This is a genomic window from Kitasatospora sp. NPDC041917 (genome assembly GCF_055589745.1).
The window spans coordinates 139,779-159,286 of sequence record NZ_JBVJBI010000005.1 but is presented as its reverse complement, the minus strand read 5'-3'; the positions used below and the strand labels follow the sequence as shown (position 1 = coordinate 159,286).

The 19,508-nt window shown below is 74.3% G+C and carries 7 protein-coding genes and 2 pseudogenes; 1 reads left to right on the top strand and 8 read right to left on the bottom strand.

Annotated elements, in window-relative coordinates:
• Positions 1-177: 177 nt before the first annotated feature.
• On the top strand, positions 178-2,553 hold the full coding sequence (locus tag ACZ6EM_RS08085) for an ATP-binding cassette domain-containing protein (RefSeq protein WP_465772026.1): 2,376 nt from the start codon (positions 178-180) through the stop codon (positions 2,551-2,553).
• 19 nt (positions 2,554-2,572) lie between these two features.
• Here the strand turns inward: ACZ6EM_RS08085 and ACZ6EM_RS08080 are convergent, their stop codons facing one another.
• From ACZ6EM_RS08080 to ACZ6EM_RS08045, 8 genes and pseudogenes are all read right to left on the bottom strand, one after another.
• Positions 2,573-3,106, bottom strand: a complete 534-nt coding sequence (locus tag ACZ6EM_RS08080) for a GNAT family N-acetyltransferase (RefSeq protein WP_465772025.1) — start codon at positions 3,104-3,106, stop codon at positions 2,573-2,575.
• A 148-nt stretch (positions 3,107-3,254) separates the two neighbouring features.
• On the bottom strand, positions 3,255-5,123 hold the full coding sequence (locus ACZ6EM_RS08075; RefSeq protein WP_465772024.1) for an endonuclease/exonuclease/phosphatase family protein: 1,869 nt from the start codon (positions 5,121-5,123) through the stop codon (positions 3,255-3,257).
• Positions 5,124-5,348: 225 nt separating this feature from the next.
• A complete protein-coding gene (locus ACZ6EM_RS08070; RefSeq protein WP_401051513.1) occupies positions 5,349-6,302 on the bottom strand; it encodes a Gfo/Idh/MocA family protein in 954 nt (317 codons plus the stop codon).
• A 185-nt stretch (positions 6,303-6,487) separates the two neighbouring features.
• Positions 6,488-6,724: a DUF6059 family protein gene (locus tag ACZ6EM_RS08065; protein WP_465772023.1), complete on the bottom strand. Its 237-nt coding sequence runs from the start codon at positions 6,722-6,724 to the stop codon at positions 6,488-6,490.
• Between the two features lies 1 nt (position 6,725).
• A complete protein-coding gene (locus tag ACZ6EM_RS08060) occupies positions 6,726-8,294 on the bottom strand; it encodes an FAD-dependent monooxygenase (RefSeq protein ID WP_465772022.1) in 1,569 nt (522 codons plus the stop codon).
• 16 nt (positions 8,295-8,310) lie between these two features.
• Positions 8,311-9,249, bottom strand: a pseudogene (locus ACZ6EM_RS08055) (acyl carrier protein); the annotation flags it as partial.
• Positions 9,250-10,224: 975 nt separating this feature from the next.
• Positions 10,225-12,894: pseudogene (locus ACZ6EM_RS08050) on the bottom strand (type I polyketide synthase); the annotation flags it as partial.
• 71 nt (positions 12,895-12,965) lie between these two features.
• Entirely contained in the window at positions 12,966-19,487 is a 6,522-nt protein-coding gene (locus ACZ6EM_RS08045; RefSeq protein ID WP_465772021.1) for an SDR family NAD(P)-dependent oxidoreductase, read from the bottom strand.
• Between the last annotated feature and the right edge of the window lie 21 nt (positions 19,488-19,508).

Sequence of the window (19,508 nt, the reverse complement as noted above, 5' to 3'; positions counted from 1 at the left end):
CGGGCCCACGGGCACCGGGCCCGCCCCGCCCCTCGTCGACCGCACCCGAAACCCGTTCGATCCCGGCCGGATCGATGGTTGGATCGAACGGTTCGAGCACACCGACGGCGGCCGCGGGGCGGGCCCGCCCAGCAGGCCCCTCCACAGACCGCCGAGAGCCAGGGAGCGAAGAGAACGATGCCCAAGCGGACGGATGCGCAGCCGCACCTCGCCGACAGCCATGACCTGATCCGCGTGCACGGCGCACGGGAGAACAACCTCAAGGACGTCAGCGTCGACATCCCCAAGCGCCGTCTGACGGTGTTCACCGGGGTGTCCGGCTCCGGCAAGAGCTCGCTGGTCTTCGACACCGTCGCCGCCGAGTCCCAGCGGCTGATCAACGAGACGTACAGCGCCTTCGTCCAGGGCTTCATGCCCACCCTGGCCCGCCCCGAGGTGGACGTCCTCGAAGGCCTGACCACCGCGATCATCGTCGACCAGCAGCGGATGGGCGCCGACCCGCGCTCCACCGTCGGCACCGCCACCGACGCCAACGCGATGCTGCGCATCCTCTTCAGCCGCCTCGGCACCCCGCACATCGGCTCCCCCAAGGCCTTCTCCTTCAACGTGCCCTCGATCAGCGGCGCCGGCGCCGTCACCGTCGAGCGCGCCGGCAAGACCGTCAAGGAGCAGCGCAGTTTCAGCATCACCGGCGGCATGTGCCCGCGCTGCGAGGGCCGCGGCACCGTCTCGGACATCGACCTCACCCAGCTGTACGACGACGGCAAGTCGATCTCCGGGGGCGCGTTCACCATCCCCGGCTGGAAGACCGACAGCTGGTGGACGGTCGGCGTCTACGCCAACTCGGGCTTCCTCGACCCGGACAAGCCGATCCGCGAGTTCACCGAGCAGGAGATGCGGGACTTCCTGTACCGGGAGCCGACCAAGGTCAAGGTCAACGGCGTCAACCTCACCTACGAGGGCCTGATCCCCAAGATCCAGAAGTCGATGCTGTCCAAGGACAAGGACGCGCTGCAGCCGCACATCCGGGCCTTCGTGGAGCGGGCCGTCACCTTCACCGCCTGCCCGGACTGCGAGGGCACCCGGCTCAGCGCGGCCGCCCGCTCCTCCCGGATCGCCGGGATCAGCATCGCCGACGCCTGCGCGATGCAGATCAGCGACCTCGCCGCCTGGGTCCGCGACCTCGACGAGCCCTCGGTGGCGCCGCTGCTCGGCACGCTCCGGCAGGCCCTGGACTCCTTCGTGGAGATCGGCCTCGGCTACCTCTCGCTCGACCGCCCCTCCGGCACCCTCTCCGGCGGCGAGGCCCAGCGGGTCAAGATGGTCCGCCACCTCGGTTCCTCGCTCACCGACACCACCTACGTCTTCGACGAGCCCACCACCGGCCTGCACCCGCACGACATCGACCGGATGAACCAGCTGCTGCTGCGCCTGCGGGACAAGGGCAACACGGTGCTGGTGGTGGAGCACAAGCCGCAGACCATCGCGATCGCCGACCACGTGGTCGACCTCGGCCCCGGGGCGGGCACGGCCGGCGGCACGGTCTGCTACGAGGGCGACGTGCCGGGGCTGCGCACCAGTGGCACGGTGACCGGCCGTCACCTGTCCGACCGGACGGCGCTGCGGGAGGACGTCCGCAAGCCCACCGGGAAGCTGGAGATCCGCGGCGCGGGCACCCACAACCTGCGGGACGTGGACGTGGACGTCCCGCTCGGGGTGCTCACGGTGGTGACCGGGGTGGCGGGCTCCGGCAAGAGCTCGCTGATCCACGGCTCGATCCCGCGCGAGGAGGGCGTGGTCTCCGTCGGCCAGGGGGCGATCAAGGGCTCCCGGCGCAGCAACCCGGCCACCTACACCGGTCTGCTCGAACCGGTCCGCAAGGCCTTCGCCAAGGCCAACGGTGTGAAGCCGGCCCTGTTCAGCGCCAACTCCGAGGGCGCCTGCCCGACCTGCAACGGCGCCGGGGTGGTCTTCACCGACCTGGCGATGATGGCCGGGGTGGCCACCACCTGCGAGGACTGCGAGGGCAAGCGGTACCAGCCGGCGGTGCTGGAGTACCGCCTGGGCGGGCGGGACATCGCCGAGGTGCTGGCGATGTCGGTGACGGAGGCGGAGGAGTTCTTCGGCTCGGGCGAGGCGAAGCTCCCGGCCGCGCACCGCGTCCTGGAGCGGCTCGCCGACGTCGGGCTCGGCTACGTCAGCCTGGGCCAGCCGCTCACCACGCTGTCCGGCGGCGAGCGGCAGCGGCTCAAGCTGGCCACCCACATGGCGGACAAGGGCGGCGTCTACGTGCTGGACGAGCCGACCACCGGGCTGCACCTGGCCGACGTCGAGCAGTTGCTCGGGCTGCTGGACCGGCTGGTCGAGTCCGGCAAGTCGGTGATCGTGATCGAGCACCACCCGGCGGTGATGGCGCACGCCGACTGGATCATCGACCTCGGTCCGGGGGCCGGCCACGACGGCGGACGGGTGGTCTTCGAGGGCACCCCGGCCGACCTGGTCGCCGCCCGCTCCACGCCGACCGGCGAGGCGCTGGCCCAGTACCTGGGCTGAGCCGTACCCGGGCCGCGCCCTACCCGGGCCGGTCCGCTCCCGCCCGGTCGAGCGGGAGGGCCATCTCCAGGATCCGCGCCGAGGCGTCCAGCACGTACGGCGTCTCCTGTCCCGTGTAGGCGAACCCGCGCCGCAGGTAGAAGGCGGCGGCGCGGGGGTTCGCCTCGTGCACCCCGAGCAGCATCCGCCCGGCGCCCCGGACCCGCGCCCAGGCGAGCACCGCGTCCAGCAGGGCGTCGGCGACGCCGCGGCCCCGGCCGCGGTGCGCCGGGGCCACCCAGACGCCGATCAGGTCGAGCGCGCCCGGTTGGCTCCGGTTCGGGACGGACAACATGGTGGCGACCCACTCCCCCGCGGCGTCCACCGCGACCAGGCCGAGGCGGTCGGGCTCGTTGACCCAGCCGCACCGGGCCATCCACTCGCCCTCACCGTGGCGGCTCGCGTCCTCGTGGGTCTCGCCGAAGGCCAGGGGCGTGTCGAGGAGTTGGGCCAGCCGCACCTTCCGCAGGCGCTGCCAGTCCGCGCGCCCGATCCGCTCGATCCGGTCGTCCATGGTCTCCCCGTCGCACGACGCCGCCTCCGCCGCCGGTGATCACCGGCGGCGGAGGCAGGATAACCGCGCCGGGGTCCCCCGGATTGCCGAGGTCCCACGGCTCCATGCGGCCCTACGGCTCCGTGTCGCCCCACGGCTTGATGCGGCCCTACGGCTTGATGCGGACCACCTGCGGGTCGTGGTCGCTGGCCTGCTGGGCGAACTCGGCGTTGATGTGCACCACGTCGTACTTGGCGTAGCCGACCTCGGGGCTGACCAGGATGTGGTCCAGCACCTGCGAGTTGCCCTGGTAGACGTACGAGTACTGCTCGGTCTCCGGCAGCTCGTTCACCAGGTCGCGCAGCACGCCGTCCTTGGTGAGCGCGCCGAGCGCGGGCGAGAACTGGTAGTCGTTGAAGTCGCCGAGGGAGACGACCTTGGCCTCCTTGTCGGCGGCCAGCAGCTGGGCGACGAAGGCCTGTTCCACGGTGGCCTGCTTGATCCGCTGCACCTCGGAGCTGCGGACCGGCTGCTGGAAGCGGCTGTCGATGCCCTGGTCGCCGCCCTTGCTGTTGAAGTGGTTGGCGATGACGAAGACCTTCTTGCCGCGGAAGGAGAACTGGCCGACCAGCGGCTTGCGGCTGTTGGTCCAGGCCTCGTCGTTCGGCTCGATCCGGCCGGGCGAGGCGGTCAGCGCGGTGCTCGCGCCGGTGCCGGTCACGCCGACGGCGGAGGTGGCGGCGCCGCCGGGGATGTCGGTGAAGGACACCCGCTGCGGGTTGAACAGGAACACCTGGCGGATGTTGCCGCCGGGCTCGCCGCCGTCCTTGCCGTCCTGCGGGTCGACCGAGCGCCAGTCGTAGGCCGGGCCGCCGGCCGCCTTGATCGCGGCGATGAACTTGGCCACGGTCTGGCTCGCGTCCACCGTGCCGTCGTTCTTGGCGCCGTTGTTGTCCTGGATCTCCTCCAGGGCGACGATGTCGGGCGAGCGCAGGTTGGTGACGACGCCCTGGGCCAGCTCGGCGAACTTGGCGTCCGGGTTGCCCGGGGCCAGGTTCTCCACGTTGTAGGTGGCGAGGGTGAGCTCGCGGTCGGTCGCCTGGGCGGTGACCTCGCGCTGGAGGTGGTTGTCCTTCAGCGTGCCCATGGTGCCGGCGACCAGGGTGTAGCCGCCGAAGTTGTTGTAGTCCAGCGGGCCGGTGGTGGTGCCGGTCAGCTCGTCGCCGACGTTGGCGACCGGGAAGGGCTGCTGGGTGACCGCGGCCTGCTGCTGGATCATCAGGCGGCCGACGTTGGGCTCGCGGTAGGACTCGTACAGGACGCCGCCGCGCTTGCTGCGCTGGTCCTGGCGGTCGGCGGCGACCCACAGCTCGTTGTACTTGTCGGTCGCCTGGATCACCCGGACGTCCTTGACCTGGACGAGCATGCCCTCCAGGGACTCGTAGAAGTCCAGGGTGTACTTCGCCGGGTTGAGCGCCACGCCGTCGACGGAACCGTCCGCACCGGCCGGCGGGGCGTAGGTGCCGGGGATGTTGCGGGTGTCGACGACCACCGGGGCGGGCAGCGGGTTGCCGGCCGACAGGACGGTGACGCCCGGGGCGGAGATCTCGGTGAGGGACTGCGAGCCGCCGCCGAAGTTCGGGTAGTACTCGGTGACCTTGCCGCTGACCAGCACCGAGTCGCCGACCTTCACGGTCGGGTTGCCGCCGGTGAAGACGAAGACGCCCTCGCTGGTGGCCGGGTCGGCGTCCGGGTTCGGGTCCTGGAGCCAGAAGCCCTTGGAACTGCCGTACGCGCGCACGCCGGTGACGATGCCGGGCACGCCGGTGACGGGCTTGCCGGTCTGCGGGGATATCCGGGTGCCGCCCTGGATGTCGTGGATCCGCAGCGGGCCGACCTCGGTCGAGGCGGGGGTCGCGGGCGCGGCGGCGTTGGCCACCGGCAACGGGACGAGCACCAGCGAGGCGGCCAGCGAGGCCGGGATCAGGGCGGCACGCAGCAGGGCTCTGCGGGGGCGGGGTGCGGGGGCGGTGGTCACCGGGGCTGGACTCCTAGCTCCGTCGTGCGGCACTGGCGTGGCACGGCGGTCCGGGCGGAGGCGCGCTTCGAGCGCGCGCTACTCGCGTAGAGAAGAAGCGGGGGACGGGCACCCGCCCCCCGCGGCGCCCCTCAAGATACGCGCGTAGAAAATGCCCCGACAAGACCCTGCCGGTGAACTGTCGGCTCCCCGGAGATGACGTGACGCCGGGTCAGCCCAGAATCCTCACAGCCCGCTCCCAGCCGACTCCCAGGAAGCCCCGATCCGCTCCACGACCAGCTCGCACAGCTCGTGGGTGCGCAGCGCGTCATGGGCGTCCAGGGTGTGTCCGGCGCGGACGGCCGCCAGGAAGGCGAGCACGCACTGCTCGATGCCGCGCTGACGGGCCACCGGCACCCAGTCGCCGCGGCGGCGGACGGTCGGCTGGCCGCGGTGGTCGATCACCTCGGCCAGGTTGCGCACCTCGCGCTTGGAGTCACCGCCGGAGACCTCCAGCACCTCCTCGGTGGAGCCGGAGACCCGGTTCATGATGCCCAGGGCGGTGAAACCGTCGCCGGCCAGGGTGAGGACGACGTGCTCGACCAGGCCGTCGCGGACCCGCGAGCGGACGTCCACGTGCTCGATCTCGCCGGGGGCCAGGAAGCGCAGGGTGTCCACCACGTGGATGAAGTCGTCGAACACCAGCGGGCGTGCCGCCTCGGCCAGGCCCTCACGGTTCTTCTGCAGCACGATCAGATCGCGCGGGCGCTCCTTGGCCTGGACGTAGCCGGGCGCGTGGCGGCGGTTGAAGCCGACCATCAGCGAGCGGCCGGTGCGGTCGGCGAGGTCGACCAGCCGGCGGGCGCCGTCCAGGGTCTGGTCGAGCGGCTTGTCGACGTAGACGTCCACCCCGGCGGTGAGCAGCTGCTCGACGATCGGCACGTGCTGACTGGTCGCGGCATGCACGAACGCCGCCCGGATCCCGCTGCCGATCAGGGCGCCGAGGTCGGTGAAGCGGTGCTCGGGGGCGATCCGGTGGGCCTCACCGATCCTGTCCAGCTTCGCCGCGTCCCGGGTCATCAGCCGGACGTCCAGCCCGGGCAGCGCGGTGAGCACCGGCAGATACGCCTTCTGCGCGATGTCACCGAGCCCGATCACCCCGACCGGGAGAAGGCCGTCGGCAACAGGGGTCGGATTCATCGGATTCTCCCACGGGTACGGCGACACATCGGCCCCACCCTATGCACCGGCTCCCCCGCGCCACCAACCCGCCGCCGAGGAGCCCCCGGGCTCACCGGGCGAGCTCCTCCTCCCGGACCTTCGCGGGCGGGACCTTTCGCGGGCGGACCTTCGCCGCCGGCTGCACGGCGGGTGCGGGTGCGCCCTCAGGGCCGACGACGGCGCGTTCCACCGCGGTCGAGCTGACGCCAGAGCATCAGCTCGACCGCGGTGGGAGGCAGTTCGGGGCAGGTCCGCTCGGGGTGACCCGCGCCGGGGCCCCGGGCAGGCGGATCCGGCGGGGCCGGGGGCGGGAACCAGCAGTTGCCGTAGGTGATCAGAACGCGGCCCACACAGCGCAACAGGGTGATCACCGCGGCGCGGGCCGGCAGGTACCACCGCATGTCAGGACGTGGCCGACGGGCGGCCGAACCAGTCGTCCAGTGCCTCCGCCAGCCGGGGCCCGGCATCCGTCCCGTCGCCGGCCCAGGCCACGTAACCGTCGGGGCGGACCAGGACGGCGGCGAGAGCCGGGTGGTCGGGGAACCCCGTCCGGGCCCAGCGGACGTCCGGGCGGCCGGCGACGGCCGGCCGGTGTTCGGCGGCGGGCGTCGCGTCGAGCAGGACGGCGCGCCCGTCCTCGAAGACGGCAGGACCGTCGGGCGCCAGCAGATCGGGAGCGAAGCGACCGACCAGGGGGTGGCCCGCGGGGCGGCCGTGGTCGTAGGTGACATCCAGTGCGTGCAGCATCTCGATCAGCATCCGTTTCGCCTGGGGCACTTCGGCCAGGTCGGCGATCAGCTCGCGCACCGCGTCGATCTGCGGGCCGTGGCGCAGCAGTGCGGCCTGGGCACGGGAGTTGCGCAGGACCCGGGCGGCAGGGGCGTGCCGTTCCGCGGTGTAGGTGTCGAGGAGGCGGGACGGTGCGGTTCCGCGGACCACACGGGCGAGCTTCCAGCCGAGGTTGGCGGCGTCCTGGACACCGAGGTTGACGCCCTGTCCGCCGAACGGCGAGTGGACGTGGGCGGCGTCGCCGGCGAGCAGGATCCGGTCACGGCGGTAGGTCACGGCCTGCCGGGCGTTGTCGTTGTAGCGGAACGGCGAGCGCACCCGCGCGACGGTCACCTCGACGCCGCTGACCCGGCGCAGCGCCGCCTGGAGTTCCCGCGCGGTGGCGGGGGCGTGACGGTCCGCGGGCGGGCGGTCGAATTCGAGGGCGACGACCTGGCCGGGAACGACGTCGACCATGAGCGCGCCGACGGGAGTGCGGGTGAATCCGCGGGGGAGCCTCTCCGGGCCGGCCAGGGTGACGTCCTCACCGCCGACCGCGAACAGTGTGGGTTCGGTGCCGGGGAAGTCGAATCCGGCGAGTCGGCGGACGGTACTGCGTCCACCGTCGGCACCGACCAGGTAGCGGGCCCGGACGGTCCGGCCGTCGTCGAGTCGGGCGGCCACCCCGCCCGGTTCGGACTCCAGGGCGACGACGCCGCGACCGTGCGTCAACCGGACCCCGTGCTGCCGGGCGCGTTCGGCGAACACCTCGCGCAGAGCGGCGTAGGGCACCGGGAGCAGCGACACGTCGGAGTGCTCTCCGGCCGGATCCGTCAGCGGCACCATGGCGATGTGCCCCTTGGTGGCACCGCCGTTGCCGAGCTTGGTCGAGGCGACCTGGCCGGGTGCCTCGGACCGCCGGGCACGGGCGGGAGCAAGGGTGGCGGCGGTGCCGATCAGCGTGCGCAGCGTCTGCTCGGCCGCCTCGACGATCGGCCTGTCCAGTCCGCGCAGTGCCAGGGTGCGCATCGTGCGGGTGGTGACTCCGCGCAGCGCGGGGCTGTCCGGGCGTCCGTTCCGGTCGAGTTTCTCGACCACGAGGACGGACGCGCCGGCCAGGCCGAGTTCGCCGGCGAGGAACAGGCCGACCGGGCCGCCCCCCACCACCAGCACGTCCGCATCGGGGCGGGCATCGGCGTCCATGACGGGACTTCCTTCCTCAGGGTGCGGTGACGGGGAGCACGGTGTGCAGGTAGCGGGCGAGTGCGGACGGGGTGGGGTTCTCGAAGATCTCCGTCAGCGGCAGGTCGACGCCGGTGGCGTCCACCAGGCGGGTGCGCAGTTCGAACGCGGTGAAGGACGTGAGGCCCAGGTCGGCGAAGGAGATGTCCCCGGGCACGGCGTCGTGGGCGGCGTGCCCGAGAACGAACGCCGTGCTCCTGCGCACCAGCGACAGCAGCGCGTCCTGGCGCTGTTCCGCGGGCAGGTCCGCCAGGTGCGCGGTCAGGCGGGTCCCGGACGCGTCGGACGCCGCGGGGTCGTCGACGGGCCGGGCCCGGCCGAGCAGTTCGCGCAGCGACGGCGGAACGGGACTCCCGGCGAACGCGGTGAGCAGGTCGGTCAACGGGAGGTCGGCGACCAGCAGGGCGGCCTCCTCGCCGAGCATGGCGTGTCGCATCGCGTCCGCGGGGTCCGCGGGTTCGGCCCAGGTCACGCTGCGGCCGGGCAGCCCGGCGGCCCGGCGCTCACGGGCCACCGCGTCGTGGACGGCCCGCAGCGTCGTCGTCGACCCGGCCGGGCCCCCGCCGAGCAGCGGGGTGAGCGGAGCGAACAGGGCGAAGTGGGTGAGCGGCAGCCCGGCCGTCACCTCATGGAGCGCCAGCGCCGCGGCGGAGGACTGTTCGTCCGCCCCGTGATCGGCGAGGGCCGCCAGGTGCAGGACCGCGCTCAGCGGCCGATCTTCCGGAAGGTCGGCGAGGACGGCGGCCAGCGCGGCCCGGTCGGTCGGGACGCGGTCACGGACCACGAGCCCGCAGCCGGGCGACGCGGAGAACCGCGCGGCCTGCCCGTCCCGGGCGAGGAGCAGAACCTGGGCGGCGCCGTGCTCCGCCGCCCACCGGATCGCTGCCGCGGTCGGCGCGGCCGGGCCGGCGGTGACCAGGACGGTGCCGGTCGTGCGCGCCGCCGGCCCGGCGGATCGCCCGGCCGTCCGGGCCAGGCGCCGAACCTGCACGCCGCCGGGCCGGATCACGGCGTGCTCGGGGCCGGACGGATCGGCGAGCAGTGCGACCAGCCAGGACAGGACGCGCCCGGTGGGCTGCTCGGGCAGGTCCACCAGCCCGAACCAGGGGACGGGCGCGGCCCTGCGGACATCGGCGAGCGACCACAGCCGGCCGGCGGCTGCTGCGGGCTCCGGCCCGTCGGGCTCGACGGCGGCGCGGGTGAGACACCACAGCGGCGCGTCCAGCCCGACCTCCAGCAGGGCCGTGTCGAGGCGTTCGGTGGCCTCCGCCTCGGGCGCGGGCTCCGCGGCCGACGGCGGGAAACGGTCGTGGCGGGCGAGCAGCGAGAGCACGCCCGTCGGTGGGACGCCGGCCGGTGCGGAGGCGAGGGCCGCGCGCAACGCTCCGGTCAGGTCCGAGTCGGCCGGACCGACGAGGACCGGGATCACCTCGGCGCCACTGTCCCGGAGGGCGGCGAGGACGGCGGCCGGGTACGGCTCGGCGGCGGCGTCCGCGGGCAGGACGGCGAGCCAGCAGCCGGAGAGCAGCGGTACGCCCGGCGGCGGGATCCGACGCCACCCGGGCCGGTACCCGGAGCCGCCCTCGGCCCCGGCCGGGTCGGGGCCGCGCGTGCCGGTCGGCGTGTTCGAGGGCTCGGCCGGGGTCGCGGAGCGGTCGCCGTCCTGCCCGGTCCGCCCGGTGGCGTCGGCGTGGTCGACGGCCCGGCACCGCTCGGTCGCGCCGTGACCCGGGCCGGCCGGCCGCAACCAGTGGCGCTTCCGCTCGAACGGGTAGGTCGGCAGCTGTGCCGGAGCGGTGGGCGGGACCGGAAAGGCCGTCCGCCAGGACACCTCGACGCCTTCGACGTACAGGGCGGCCAGAGCGGCCAGCACCGATTCGGGCTCGGCACGGTCGTGGCGCAGCGACGGGACGACCACCCGCGGCGGAGCGGGCTCGGATCCTCCGGCGGCGGCCGCCGGGGGACGCTGGGCGAGGGCGGCGAGCACGCTGTCGGGTCCGAGTTCGAGGTACGCCTCGATCCCGGCTTCCTGCAGCCGCCGCAGCCCGTCGTGGAAACGCACCGTGCCCCGCGCGTGCTCCACCCAGTAGTCGGGGGTGGCCAGTCGCCCGTCGGCGCTGTCCCCGGTGGAACCGCAGACCACGTGGGTGTGCGGCGGGGCGAAGTCGAGTTCGGCGGCGGCCTTGCGGAGGCCGTCGAGCATCGGCTCCATCAGCGGCGAGTGGAAGGCGTGGCTCACGGTGAGCCGGCGGACTCTGCGGCCCTGGCGGCGGAGGCGCTCGGCGACCTCCTGCGCCTCCGCGGCCGCGCCGGACAGCACCACCGCCCGGGGACCGTTGACGGCCGCGACGCCGAGCCGGTCCTCCAGACCGGAGACGGCCTCCAGGAGCTCGGCCTCGGTGGCCTCCACGGCGATCATCGCGCCGCCGTCGGGGAGTTCCCCCATCAGCCGGCCACGGGCGGCGACCAGCCCGGCCGCGTCGGAGAGCGACAGCATTCCGGCGCAGTGGGCGACGGCCAGTTCGCCCACCGAGTGCCCGATCAACGCGTCCGGCCGGACGCCGAAGGCCTCGATCAGACGGAACAGCGCGATCTGGAGGGCGAACAGGGCCGGCTGCGCGTACTCGGTGCGGTCCAACAGCGCGGCCTCGGGGGTGCCCGCCCGGGCTCCGACGACCTCCCGCAGGGGCCGCGGCAGGTGCGGGTCGAGGGCCTCGCACGCCGCGTCGAACGCGGTGGCGAAAACCGGGTGGGCGCGGTACAGCTCGCCGCCCATGCCGGGCCGCTGGCCACCTTGACCGGAGAACATGAAAGCGACCCTCGGCGGGGCCGAGGCCCGGCCGGTCAGCAGACGGGTCGAGGTGCGGCCCTCGTGCAACGCCCGCAGACCCTCGGTGTACGCCTCACGGTCGCCGCCCACCACGACGGCGCGGTGCTCGAACGGGGTGCGGGTGGTCGCGAGGGCCCAGCCGATCGCCTCGTCGGCCTCCGTCCGGGTGCGCAGGTGGTGCAGCAGCCGGTGGGCGCCGCTCGCCAGCGCGGACGGCGTGCGGGCGGTGAGCACCCATGGGCGCGGGCCGGACGCGCCGACCCGGCGCGGGTGCGCGGCACCGGTGTCCGAGTCGGCGCCGGTGTCGGTGTCGGTGTCCGAGTCGGTGTCGGTGTCGGTGTCGGTGTCGGAGCACTGTTCGACGATGACGTGGGCGTTGGTGCCGCTGATCCCGAACGACGAGACCGCGGCACGACGCGGCCGGTCCACCGCGGGCCAGGGAACGTCCTCGGTGAGCAGCCGGACCGCGCCGGCGGACCAGTCGACGTGCGGCGACGGCGCGTCGACGTGCAGGGTGCGCGGCAGCCGGCCGTGGCGGATCGCCTCGATCGTCTTGATCACCCCGCACACCCCTGCGGCGGCCTGGGTGTGACCGAGGTTCGACTTGACCGAACCCAGCCACAACGGCCGGTCCGCGGGCCGGCCCTGCCCGTAGGTGGCGAGCAGCGCCTGCGCCTCGATCGGGTCGCCGAGCGGGGTTCCGGTGCCGTGCGCCTCGACCGCGTCGACATCGGCCGCGAGCAGCCGCGCCTCGGCCAGCGCTCGGCGGACCACCCGTTCCTGTGCGGGGCCGCTGGGCGCGGTCAGCCCGTTGCTGGCGCCGTCCTGGTTGACGGCGGTACCGGTGATGACGGCGTGCACGCGACGGCCGGCCCGGCGCGCGTCGGACAGCCGCTCCAGCAGCAGGACCCCGGCGCCCTCCGCCCACGCGGTGCCGTCGGCGGCGGCGGCGAACGGCTTGCAGCGCCCGTCGGGGGCGAGGCCGCGCTGGCGGCTGAACTCGACGAAGCCGCGCGGGCTCGGCAGCACGGTCACACCGCCCGCCAGGGCCAGCGAGCACGTCCCGTCGCGCAGGGCGCCGGCGGCCAGGTGGATCGCCACCAGTGAGGAGGAGCAGGCGGTGTCCAGAGTGATCGCGGGGCCGTTCAGGCCGAGCGTGTAGGAGACCCGGCCGGACGCGACGCTGGTCTGGTTGCCGATCGCGAAGCCCTCGATGTCGGCCGGGACACCGTGCACGGTCACCGGCCCGTAGTCCTGTGCGATGACACCCGCGTACACGCCGGTGTCGGTGCCCCGCAGCGTCGCCGGGTCGATGCCCGCCCGTTCGACGGCCTCCCAGGCGATCTCCAGCAGCAGCCGCTGCTGCGGGTCGGTGGCCTGGGCCTCACGGGGGCTCATTCCGAAGAACGCCGCGTCGAACTCGCCCGCTTCGTGCAGGAATCCGCCCTGGTCGACGTAGCTGGTGCCGCGGTGCTCGGGATCCGGGTGGTGGACGGCGTCGAGGTCCCAGCCGCGGTCGGCGGGAAAGCGGGTGATGGCATCGGTACCGGAGGCCACCAGCTCCCACAGGTCCTCGGGGCTCTGCACACCACCCGGGTACCGGCACGCCATGCCGACGACGGCGATCGGTTCGGTTCGCTCCGCCTCCACCTCCTGCAGGCGGCGGCGGGTCCTCAGCAGGTCGGCGGTGACCCGCTTCAGGTAGTCGGCGAGTTTGGCTTCCTCGGTCACGGCTGGCCCGGCCTCTCCGGTTGGGTGCGGTCCACGGCGATGTGCGGCGGTGTGCGGCCCCGGCGCGCTGCTCATCGGCCGAGTTCCCGGTCGATCAGGGCGAAGATCTCCTCGGTGCTGGCGGCATCGATGCCGGCCTCCGGCGCCGTGTCCGGCTCGGCGGGCCGCAGGCGCTGCGCCATCGCCTCCAGGCGGGCGAGCAGTTCCTCCCGCGGCATGTCGTCGGGGTCTTCGGCGGTGAGCCGCGCCTCCAGACGGTCCAGCTCGGCGAGCAGCGTGGGCCCGGCCGGGGCGAGTTGGGCGAGCACGTACTCGGTGAGCTGCCCGGCGGTGGGGTGGGCGAAGATCACGGTCGCGGGCAGGCGCAGCCCGGTTGCGCGGTTGAGCCGGTTGCGGAGCTCGACGGCGGTGAGGGAGTCGAATCCGAGGTCCTTGAAGGGCCGGTCCGGTCGGACGCCGTCGGGCGAGTCGTGGCCGAGGACCAGGGCGGCGTTGCCGAGGACCAGTTCCAGGACGGCTCGTCGACGCTCCTCGGGGCCCCGGCCGGCCAGCTGGAGCGCCTCCGGCCGGGCGGCCCCGGCGGGGACGTCGCGCCCGGCCGGGCGGCGCACCAGGTCCTGCAGGACGGGGTGGAGCAGTCCGGTCTCGGCCTGCCGGCGCAGCGCCACGAGGTCGAACAGGGCGGGGACCACGGCCGGGTGGCTGCCGTCCATGGCGAGGTCGAGCAGGCCGAGCGCGAGCTCCTCTCCCATCGGCAGGACGCCACCGCGCCGCAGCCGGGCCAGGTCGTCGCGGTCGAGGTGGCCGGTCATTCCGCTGGCCTGCGCCCACAGGCCCCAGGCGAGCGAGGCCGCGGGCAGGCCGCGGACCCGCCGGTGTCGGGCGAGCGCGTCCAGGAAGGCGTTGGCGGCGGCGTAGTTGGCCTGCCCGGGGGCGCCGACGGTGGAGGCCAGCGAGGAGAACAGCACGAAGTCCGACAGGTCGAGGTGTTCGGTGAGCCGGTGCAGGTTCCAGGCCGCGTCGACCTTGGCGCGCAGCACGGCGCGCAGCTTGTCCTCGGTGAGGTTGGCGACGGTCGCGTCGTCGAGCACCCCGGCGAGGTGCACGACCGCGGTCAGCGGGTGCTCGGCGGGTATGCCGGCCAACAGGGCGGCGAGCTGCTGTTCGTCGGCCGTGTCGCAGGACACGAGGTCGACGTGGGCGCCGAGGGCGGTCAGTTCCTTGGCGAGTTCCTCCGCCCCGGGTGCCTCGGGGCCACGCCGACCGACCAGCAGCAGGCGGGTGGCGCCGCGTTCCCGCACCAGGTGGCGGGCGACCATCGCGCCGAGGGTGCCGGTGCCGCCGCTGAGCAGCACGGTGCCCTCGGGGTCGCGCGGGACGGGCAGCGCGAGTGCGAGTTTGCCGGTGTGCCGGGCCTGTGAGAGGAATCGGAGCGCGTCCTTGGCCTGCCGGACGTCCCAGCTGTGCACGGGCAGCGGGGCGAGCACGCCCTCGGCGAACAGCCTTCCGAGATCGGCGAGCATCCGCCGGATCCGTTCGGGCCCGGCGTCGAGCAGGTCGAAGGCCCGGTAGCGGACGCCCCGGTGCTCGCGGGCGACGGTATCGGCGTCCCGGATGTCGGTCTTGCCCATCTCGACGAACCGGCCGCCCGGGCGCAGGGAGCGCAGCGAGGCGTCGACGAACTCCTTGGCCAACGAGTTGAGCACGATGTCCGCGCCCGCTCCACCGGTGCGCTCCGCGACCATGGCCTCGAAACCGAGTTCGCGGGAGGAGGCGATGCGTTCCTCGGGCACGCCGAGGGCGCGCAGCACCGGCCACTTGGCGGGACTGGCGGTGGCGAGCACTTCGAGGCCCCAGTGCTCGGCGAGTTGCAGGGCGGCCATGCCGACGCCGCCGGTGGCCGCGTGCAGCAGCACGCGTTCGCCGCGCCGGGCACCGGCGAGGTCCTGCAGCCCGTAGTAGGCGGTGAGGAAGACGATGGGGACGGTGGCGGCCTGCGCGTACGACCACCCGGCCGGAACGGGCGTCAGCATCCGGTGGTCGGTGACGGCAACGGGGCCGGTGCCGTGGGTGATCAGGCCCATGACCCGGTCGCCGGGCCGCAGTTCGGTGACGCCGGGCCCGGTCTCCAGGACGACGCCGGCGCCTTCGCCTCCCATCCTCCCGTCGCCCGGGTACATGCCTAGACCGATCAGCACGTCGCGGAAGTTCAGGCCGGCCGCGCGCAGCGCCACCCGGACCTGTCCCGGTCGGAGTTCCTCCCCGAGTTCGGGGCAGTCGGCCAGGACGAGGTTCTCCAGGCTCCCGCGCTCGGTCAGGTCGAGCCGCCAGGTCCGCCGGTCGGGAACCGCCAGGTCGGGGTGCGGTCCGGCGGAACGGGCCAGACGCGGCAGGAGCACCGTTCCGGAGCGCAGCGCGAACCTGGATTCGCCGGCGGTGAGAGCCGCCGGCAGCACGTCGAGGGAGTGCTCGTCGATGTCGACCAGACCGAACCGGTCGGGGCTCTCGGCCATCGCCGCGCCGACCAGACCCCGGACTGCCGCGCCGGCGAGATCGGGCGCGGGCTCGTCGGCCATGGTGGAGACGGACCGCCGGGTGACGAGGACGAGCCGGGAGCCGGCGAGCGTCTCGTCGGCCAGCCAGTCCTGGAGCAGGCCGAGCAGCCCGGCGGTCAGCCGGTGGGTGTCGCCCGCGACGTCCTCCCCCTCCTGCGACGGCACGAGGACCAGCACGTGCTCGGGGCTGGGCGCACCGGCGGCGAGGGCGGCCCGGAGTTCGTCGAGGCTCAGGTGACAGATCGGCTGTTCGGGGCGGTCGGCCAGCCTGTGGGCCGCGTCCTCGGCGGCGGAACGACCTCCGGGGACGGGCGCGGCGAGCACCACGAACGGGCCGGCCTCGGGCGCCGGATCGGCGGTCCCGGGCCGGGGCCGCCAGCCGAGGTGGAACATGCCGTCCCGGGCCTCACGGGTGCCTGCGGCGAGCCTGGCCGGGTCGATCGGGCGCAGCGTCAGGGCCGCCGCGTCGAGGACGGGGCGGCCGTGGACGTCGGCGGCGGCCAGCTCCAGCGTCTGCTCGCCGGTGGGTCGCAGCCGGACCCGCAGGGTGCGGACACCCGTCGCGTGCAGACGCACGCCGCTCCAGTGGAAGGGCAGGAGCAGGCCGTCCTCGGGCGGGTCGGCGACGAGCAGCGCGTGCAGACAGGCGTCGAGCAGCGCCGGGTGGATCCCGTGGCCGGTGTCGTCCGAGTCGGCGGCCAGTTCCACCTCGGCGTGCAGTTCGTCCCCGTCCCGCCACAGTGCGCGCAGGCCCTGGAACGCTCCGGTGTAGTGGTAGCCGAGGTCGGCGAGCCGCCCGTACACGCCGTCGAGCGGGACCGGCTGCGCGCCGGACGGCGGCCAGGCGGTGGCGGGGGCGGCGGTGGCGGTGGCGGGGGTGGCGGGCGGCTGCTGGGTCAGGGTGCCGGAGGCGTGGCGGATCCAGTCGCCGGGGGTGCCGTCGGGCGCGGTCCGGGAGTGGACGGTGACGCGGTGCCGGCCTTCGCCGTCCGCGGTGACGGCGACCTGGAGCTGCACCGCGTCCTCCTCGGGCAGCGGCAGCGGTGCTTCCAGGGTGAGTTCCTCCACCGCGCCGCCACCGACCCGGGCGGCGGCGTGCAGGGCGAGTTCGAGCAGCGCGGTGCCGGGGACGAGGACGCTTCCGGCCACCGCGTGGCCGGTCAGCCAGGGGTGGGTACGCCGGGAGATCCGGCCGGTCAGCACCAGGGTTCCGGGTTCGGCGGTGCCCAGCGCCGCGCCGAGCATCGGGTGCCCGGCCGGCTCCAGACCCAGCCCGGCGGCGTCGCCGGCTCCGACCGGGGTGTCGATCCACAGCCGGCGGCGCTGGAAGGCGTACGTGGGCGGCACCGCCTCGCGGGACGGCGAGACGGTGCGCAGGGCGGTCCAGTCGACGTCCGCGGCCTGGGTGTGCAGTTCGGCTGCGGAGCGCAGGAAGCGGTCGGCGGCCGGTTCCTCGCGGCGCAGCGTGCCGACCGCGGTGACGGTCGTGCCGGACTGCTCGGCGGTCTCCTCGACGGCGGAGGTCAACACGGGGTGCGGGCTGGACTCCACGAACACGGTGTAGCCGTCCGCGGTGAGTCGGCGGGTGGCCTCGTCGAAACGGACGGGCCGGCGCAGGTTGCGGTACCAGTAGTCGGCGTCGAGGGTACCGGTGTCGATCGGGCCGGCGGTGACGGTCGAGTAGAAGGCGGTGTCGGCGGTACGCGGCTTCAGGCCGGCCAACGCCTCGGTGACCTCCTGTTCGATGGCCTCGACGTGCTGGGAGTGCGAGGCGTAGTCGACGGGGAGCAAGCGGACCTTCACCCCGGCCGTCCGGTACTCGTCGAGGAGTGCCCGGACCGAACCGGGGTCGCCCGCCACGACAGTGGCGTTGGGGCCGTTGACGGCGGCGATCTGCACGCCGGGCCGACCGGCCGCGAGCGTTCGGGCGACCTGCTCCGCGCCGAGCGCGACCGAGGCCATCGCGCCGGTGCCGGCCAGCCGGGCCACGGCGCGGCTGCGCAGGGCGACCGCGCGCGCGGCGTCGTCCAGGTCGAGCGCGCCGGCGACGTGGGCGGCGGCGATCTCGCCCTGGGAGTGGCCGACGACGGCGTCCGGAACCACGCCGACGGATCGCCACAGCCGCGCGAGCGACACCATCATCGCGAACAGCGCGGGCTGGACGACGTCCACGCGTTGCAGCAGCTCCGCGTTGCCGTCGGTGCGCACCGCGTCCAGCAGCGACCAGTCGGTGTGCGGGCCGAGCGCGTCGGCACAGTCCTCCAGTGCGCGCCGGAACACCGACGAGCGGTCGAGCAGGTCGCCGGCCATGCCCACCCACTGGGTGCCCTGCCCGGGGAAGACCAGGACGGTACGGCCCGCGGGTGCGACCCTTCCCTCGACCAGGTCGAGGGTGGCGCGCCCGGCGGCGAGGGCGTCGAGGGCGGCCGTCATCCGGTCGCGGTCGCCGCCGAGCAGAACGGCGCGGTACTCGAAGAGGGTGCGGTCACCGGCCAGCGCGGCGGCGATCTCGGCATCGCCGGTCCGGGCGCCGCCGAGCCAGTTCCGGAGCCGGCCGGCCTGGTCACGCAGGGCCGCACCGGTCCGGGCCGACAGCACCCATGGCGGGATCCCGGTGGCGACGGCCGGTTCGCCCGGAGCCGACGGCTCGACGGCCGGGCCCTCCTCGACGATCACATGGGCGTTGGTGCCGCTGATGCCGAAGGAGGACACGCCGGCCCGCCGGGGCCTCTCGCGCCGCGGCCACGGCACCGGCCCGGTCAGCAGCTCGACACCGCCCGCCGCCCAGTCCACGTACGGCGAGGGCGTCCCGGCGTGCAGGGTGGGCGGCAGCACCTCGTGGCGCAGCGCCATCACCGTCTTGATCACGCCGGCCACGCCGGCGGCGGCCTGGGTGTGGCCGAGGTTGGACTTCACCGAGCCCAGCCACAGCGGGGCGTCCGGGGCGCGGTCGGGGCCGTAGACACCGAGCAGCGCGCCGGCCTCGATCGGATCGCCCAACGTGGTTCCGGTCCCGTGCGCCTCGACGGCGTCGACGTCGGAGGGCAGCAGTCCGCCGTTCGCCAGCGCCTGCCGCAGCACGCGCTGCTGGGCCGGGCCGTTGGGCGCGGTGAGCTGGCTGCTGGTGCCGTCCTGGTTGACGGCGCTGGAGCGGACCAGGGCGAGCACGGGGTGCCCGTTGCGCTCCGCGTCCGAGAGCCGTTCGAGCAGGAGGAGTCCGCCGCCCTCTCCCCAGCCGGTGCCGTCGGCGGCGGCGGCGAACGGCTTGCAGCGCCCGTCGGGGGCGAGGCCGCGCTGGCGGCTGAACTCGACGAAGGTGTCCGGGGTCGCCATCACGGTGACCCCGCCGGCCAGCGCGAGTGCGGACTCGCCCCGGCGCAGCGACTCGGCGGCCAGGTGGATGGCGACCAGTGAGGACGAGCAGGCGGTGTCCACGGTGATGGCGGGCCCGCCGAGGTCGAAGGTGTGGGCGACCCGACCGGAGGCGACGCTGCCCGCGCTGCCGCTGCCCAGGTATCCCTCGAAGGCACCGGGCATCGGCCGCAGCCGACCGGCGTAGTCGTTGTACATGACGCCGGTGAACACGCCGGTCGAGCTGCCGCGCACGTCCTGCGGCCGGATTCCGGCCCGTTCGAAGGCCTCCCAGGCGAGTTCCAGCAGCAGCCGCTGCTGCGGGTCGGTGGCGAGCGCCTCCCGCGGGTTGAGTCCGAAGAACTCCGGGTCGAAGCGGTCGGCGTCGTAGAGGAAGCCGCCCCGGGTGGTGTAGGTCCGGCCGGTCGCCTCCGGGTCGGGATCGTACAGCGCCGCGGTGTCCCAGCCCCGGTCGGTGGGGAAGTCGCCGGTCGCGTCCCGCCCGTCGGCGACCAGCTGCCAGAGCTCCTCGGGGGTGCTGACGTCGCCCGGGTAACGGCAGCTCATCGCGACGATCGCGATCGGTTCGGTCCGTGCCTCATCGGCTTCGCGCAGGCGACGGTTGGCCTGCTGGAGCTGGCCGGTCGCCCGCTTGAGGTAGTCGCGCAGTTTCTGTTCGGTCGTCACGTCGGTCCGTCCTCTCGGGGT

Coding starts and splice junctions, on each gene's coding strand:
- ACZ6EM_RS08060 (WP_465772022.1), bottom strand. CDS start 8,294: ATGGACGCCGATGCCCGCCCCGATGCGGACGTGCTGGTGGTGGGGGGC.
- ACZ6EM_RS08080 (WP_465772025.1), bottom strand. CDS start 3,106: ATGGACGACCGGATCGAGCGGATCGGGCGCGCGGACTGGCAGCGCCTG.
- ACZ6EM_RS08070 (WP_401051513.1), bottom strand. CDS start 6,302: ATGAATCCGACCCCTGTTGCCGACGGCCTTCTCCCGGTCGGGGTGATC.
- ACZ6EM_RS08065 (WP_465772023.1), bottom strand. CDS start 6,724: ATGCGGTGGTACCTGCCGGCCCGCGCCGCGGTGATCACCCTGTTGCGC.
- ACZ6EM_RS08085 (WP_465772026.1), top strand. CDS start 178: ATGCCCAAGCGGACGGATGCGCAGCCGCACCTCGCCGACAGCCATGAC.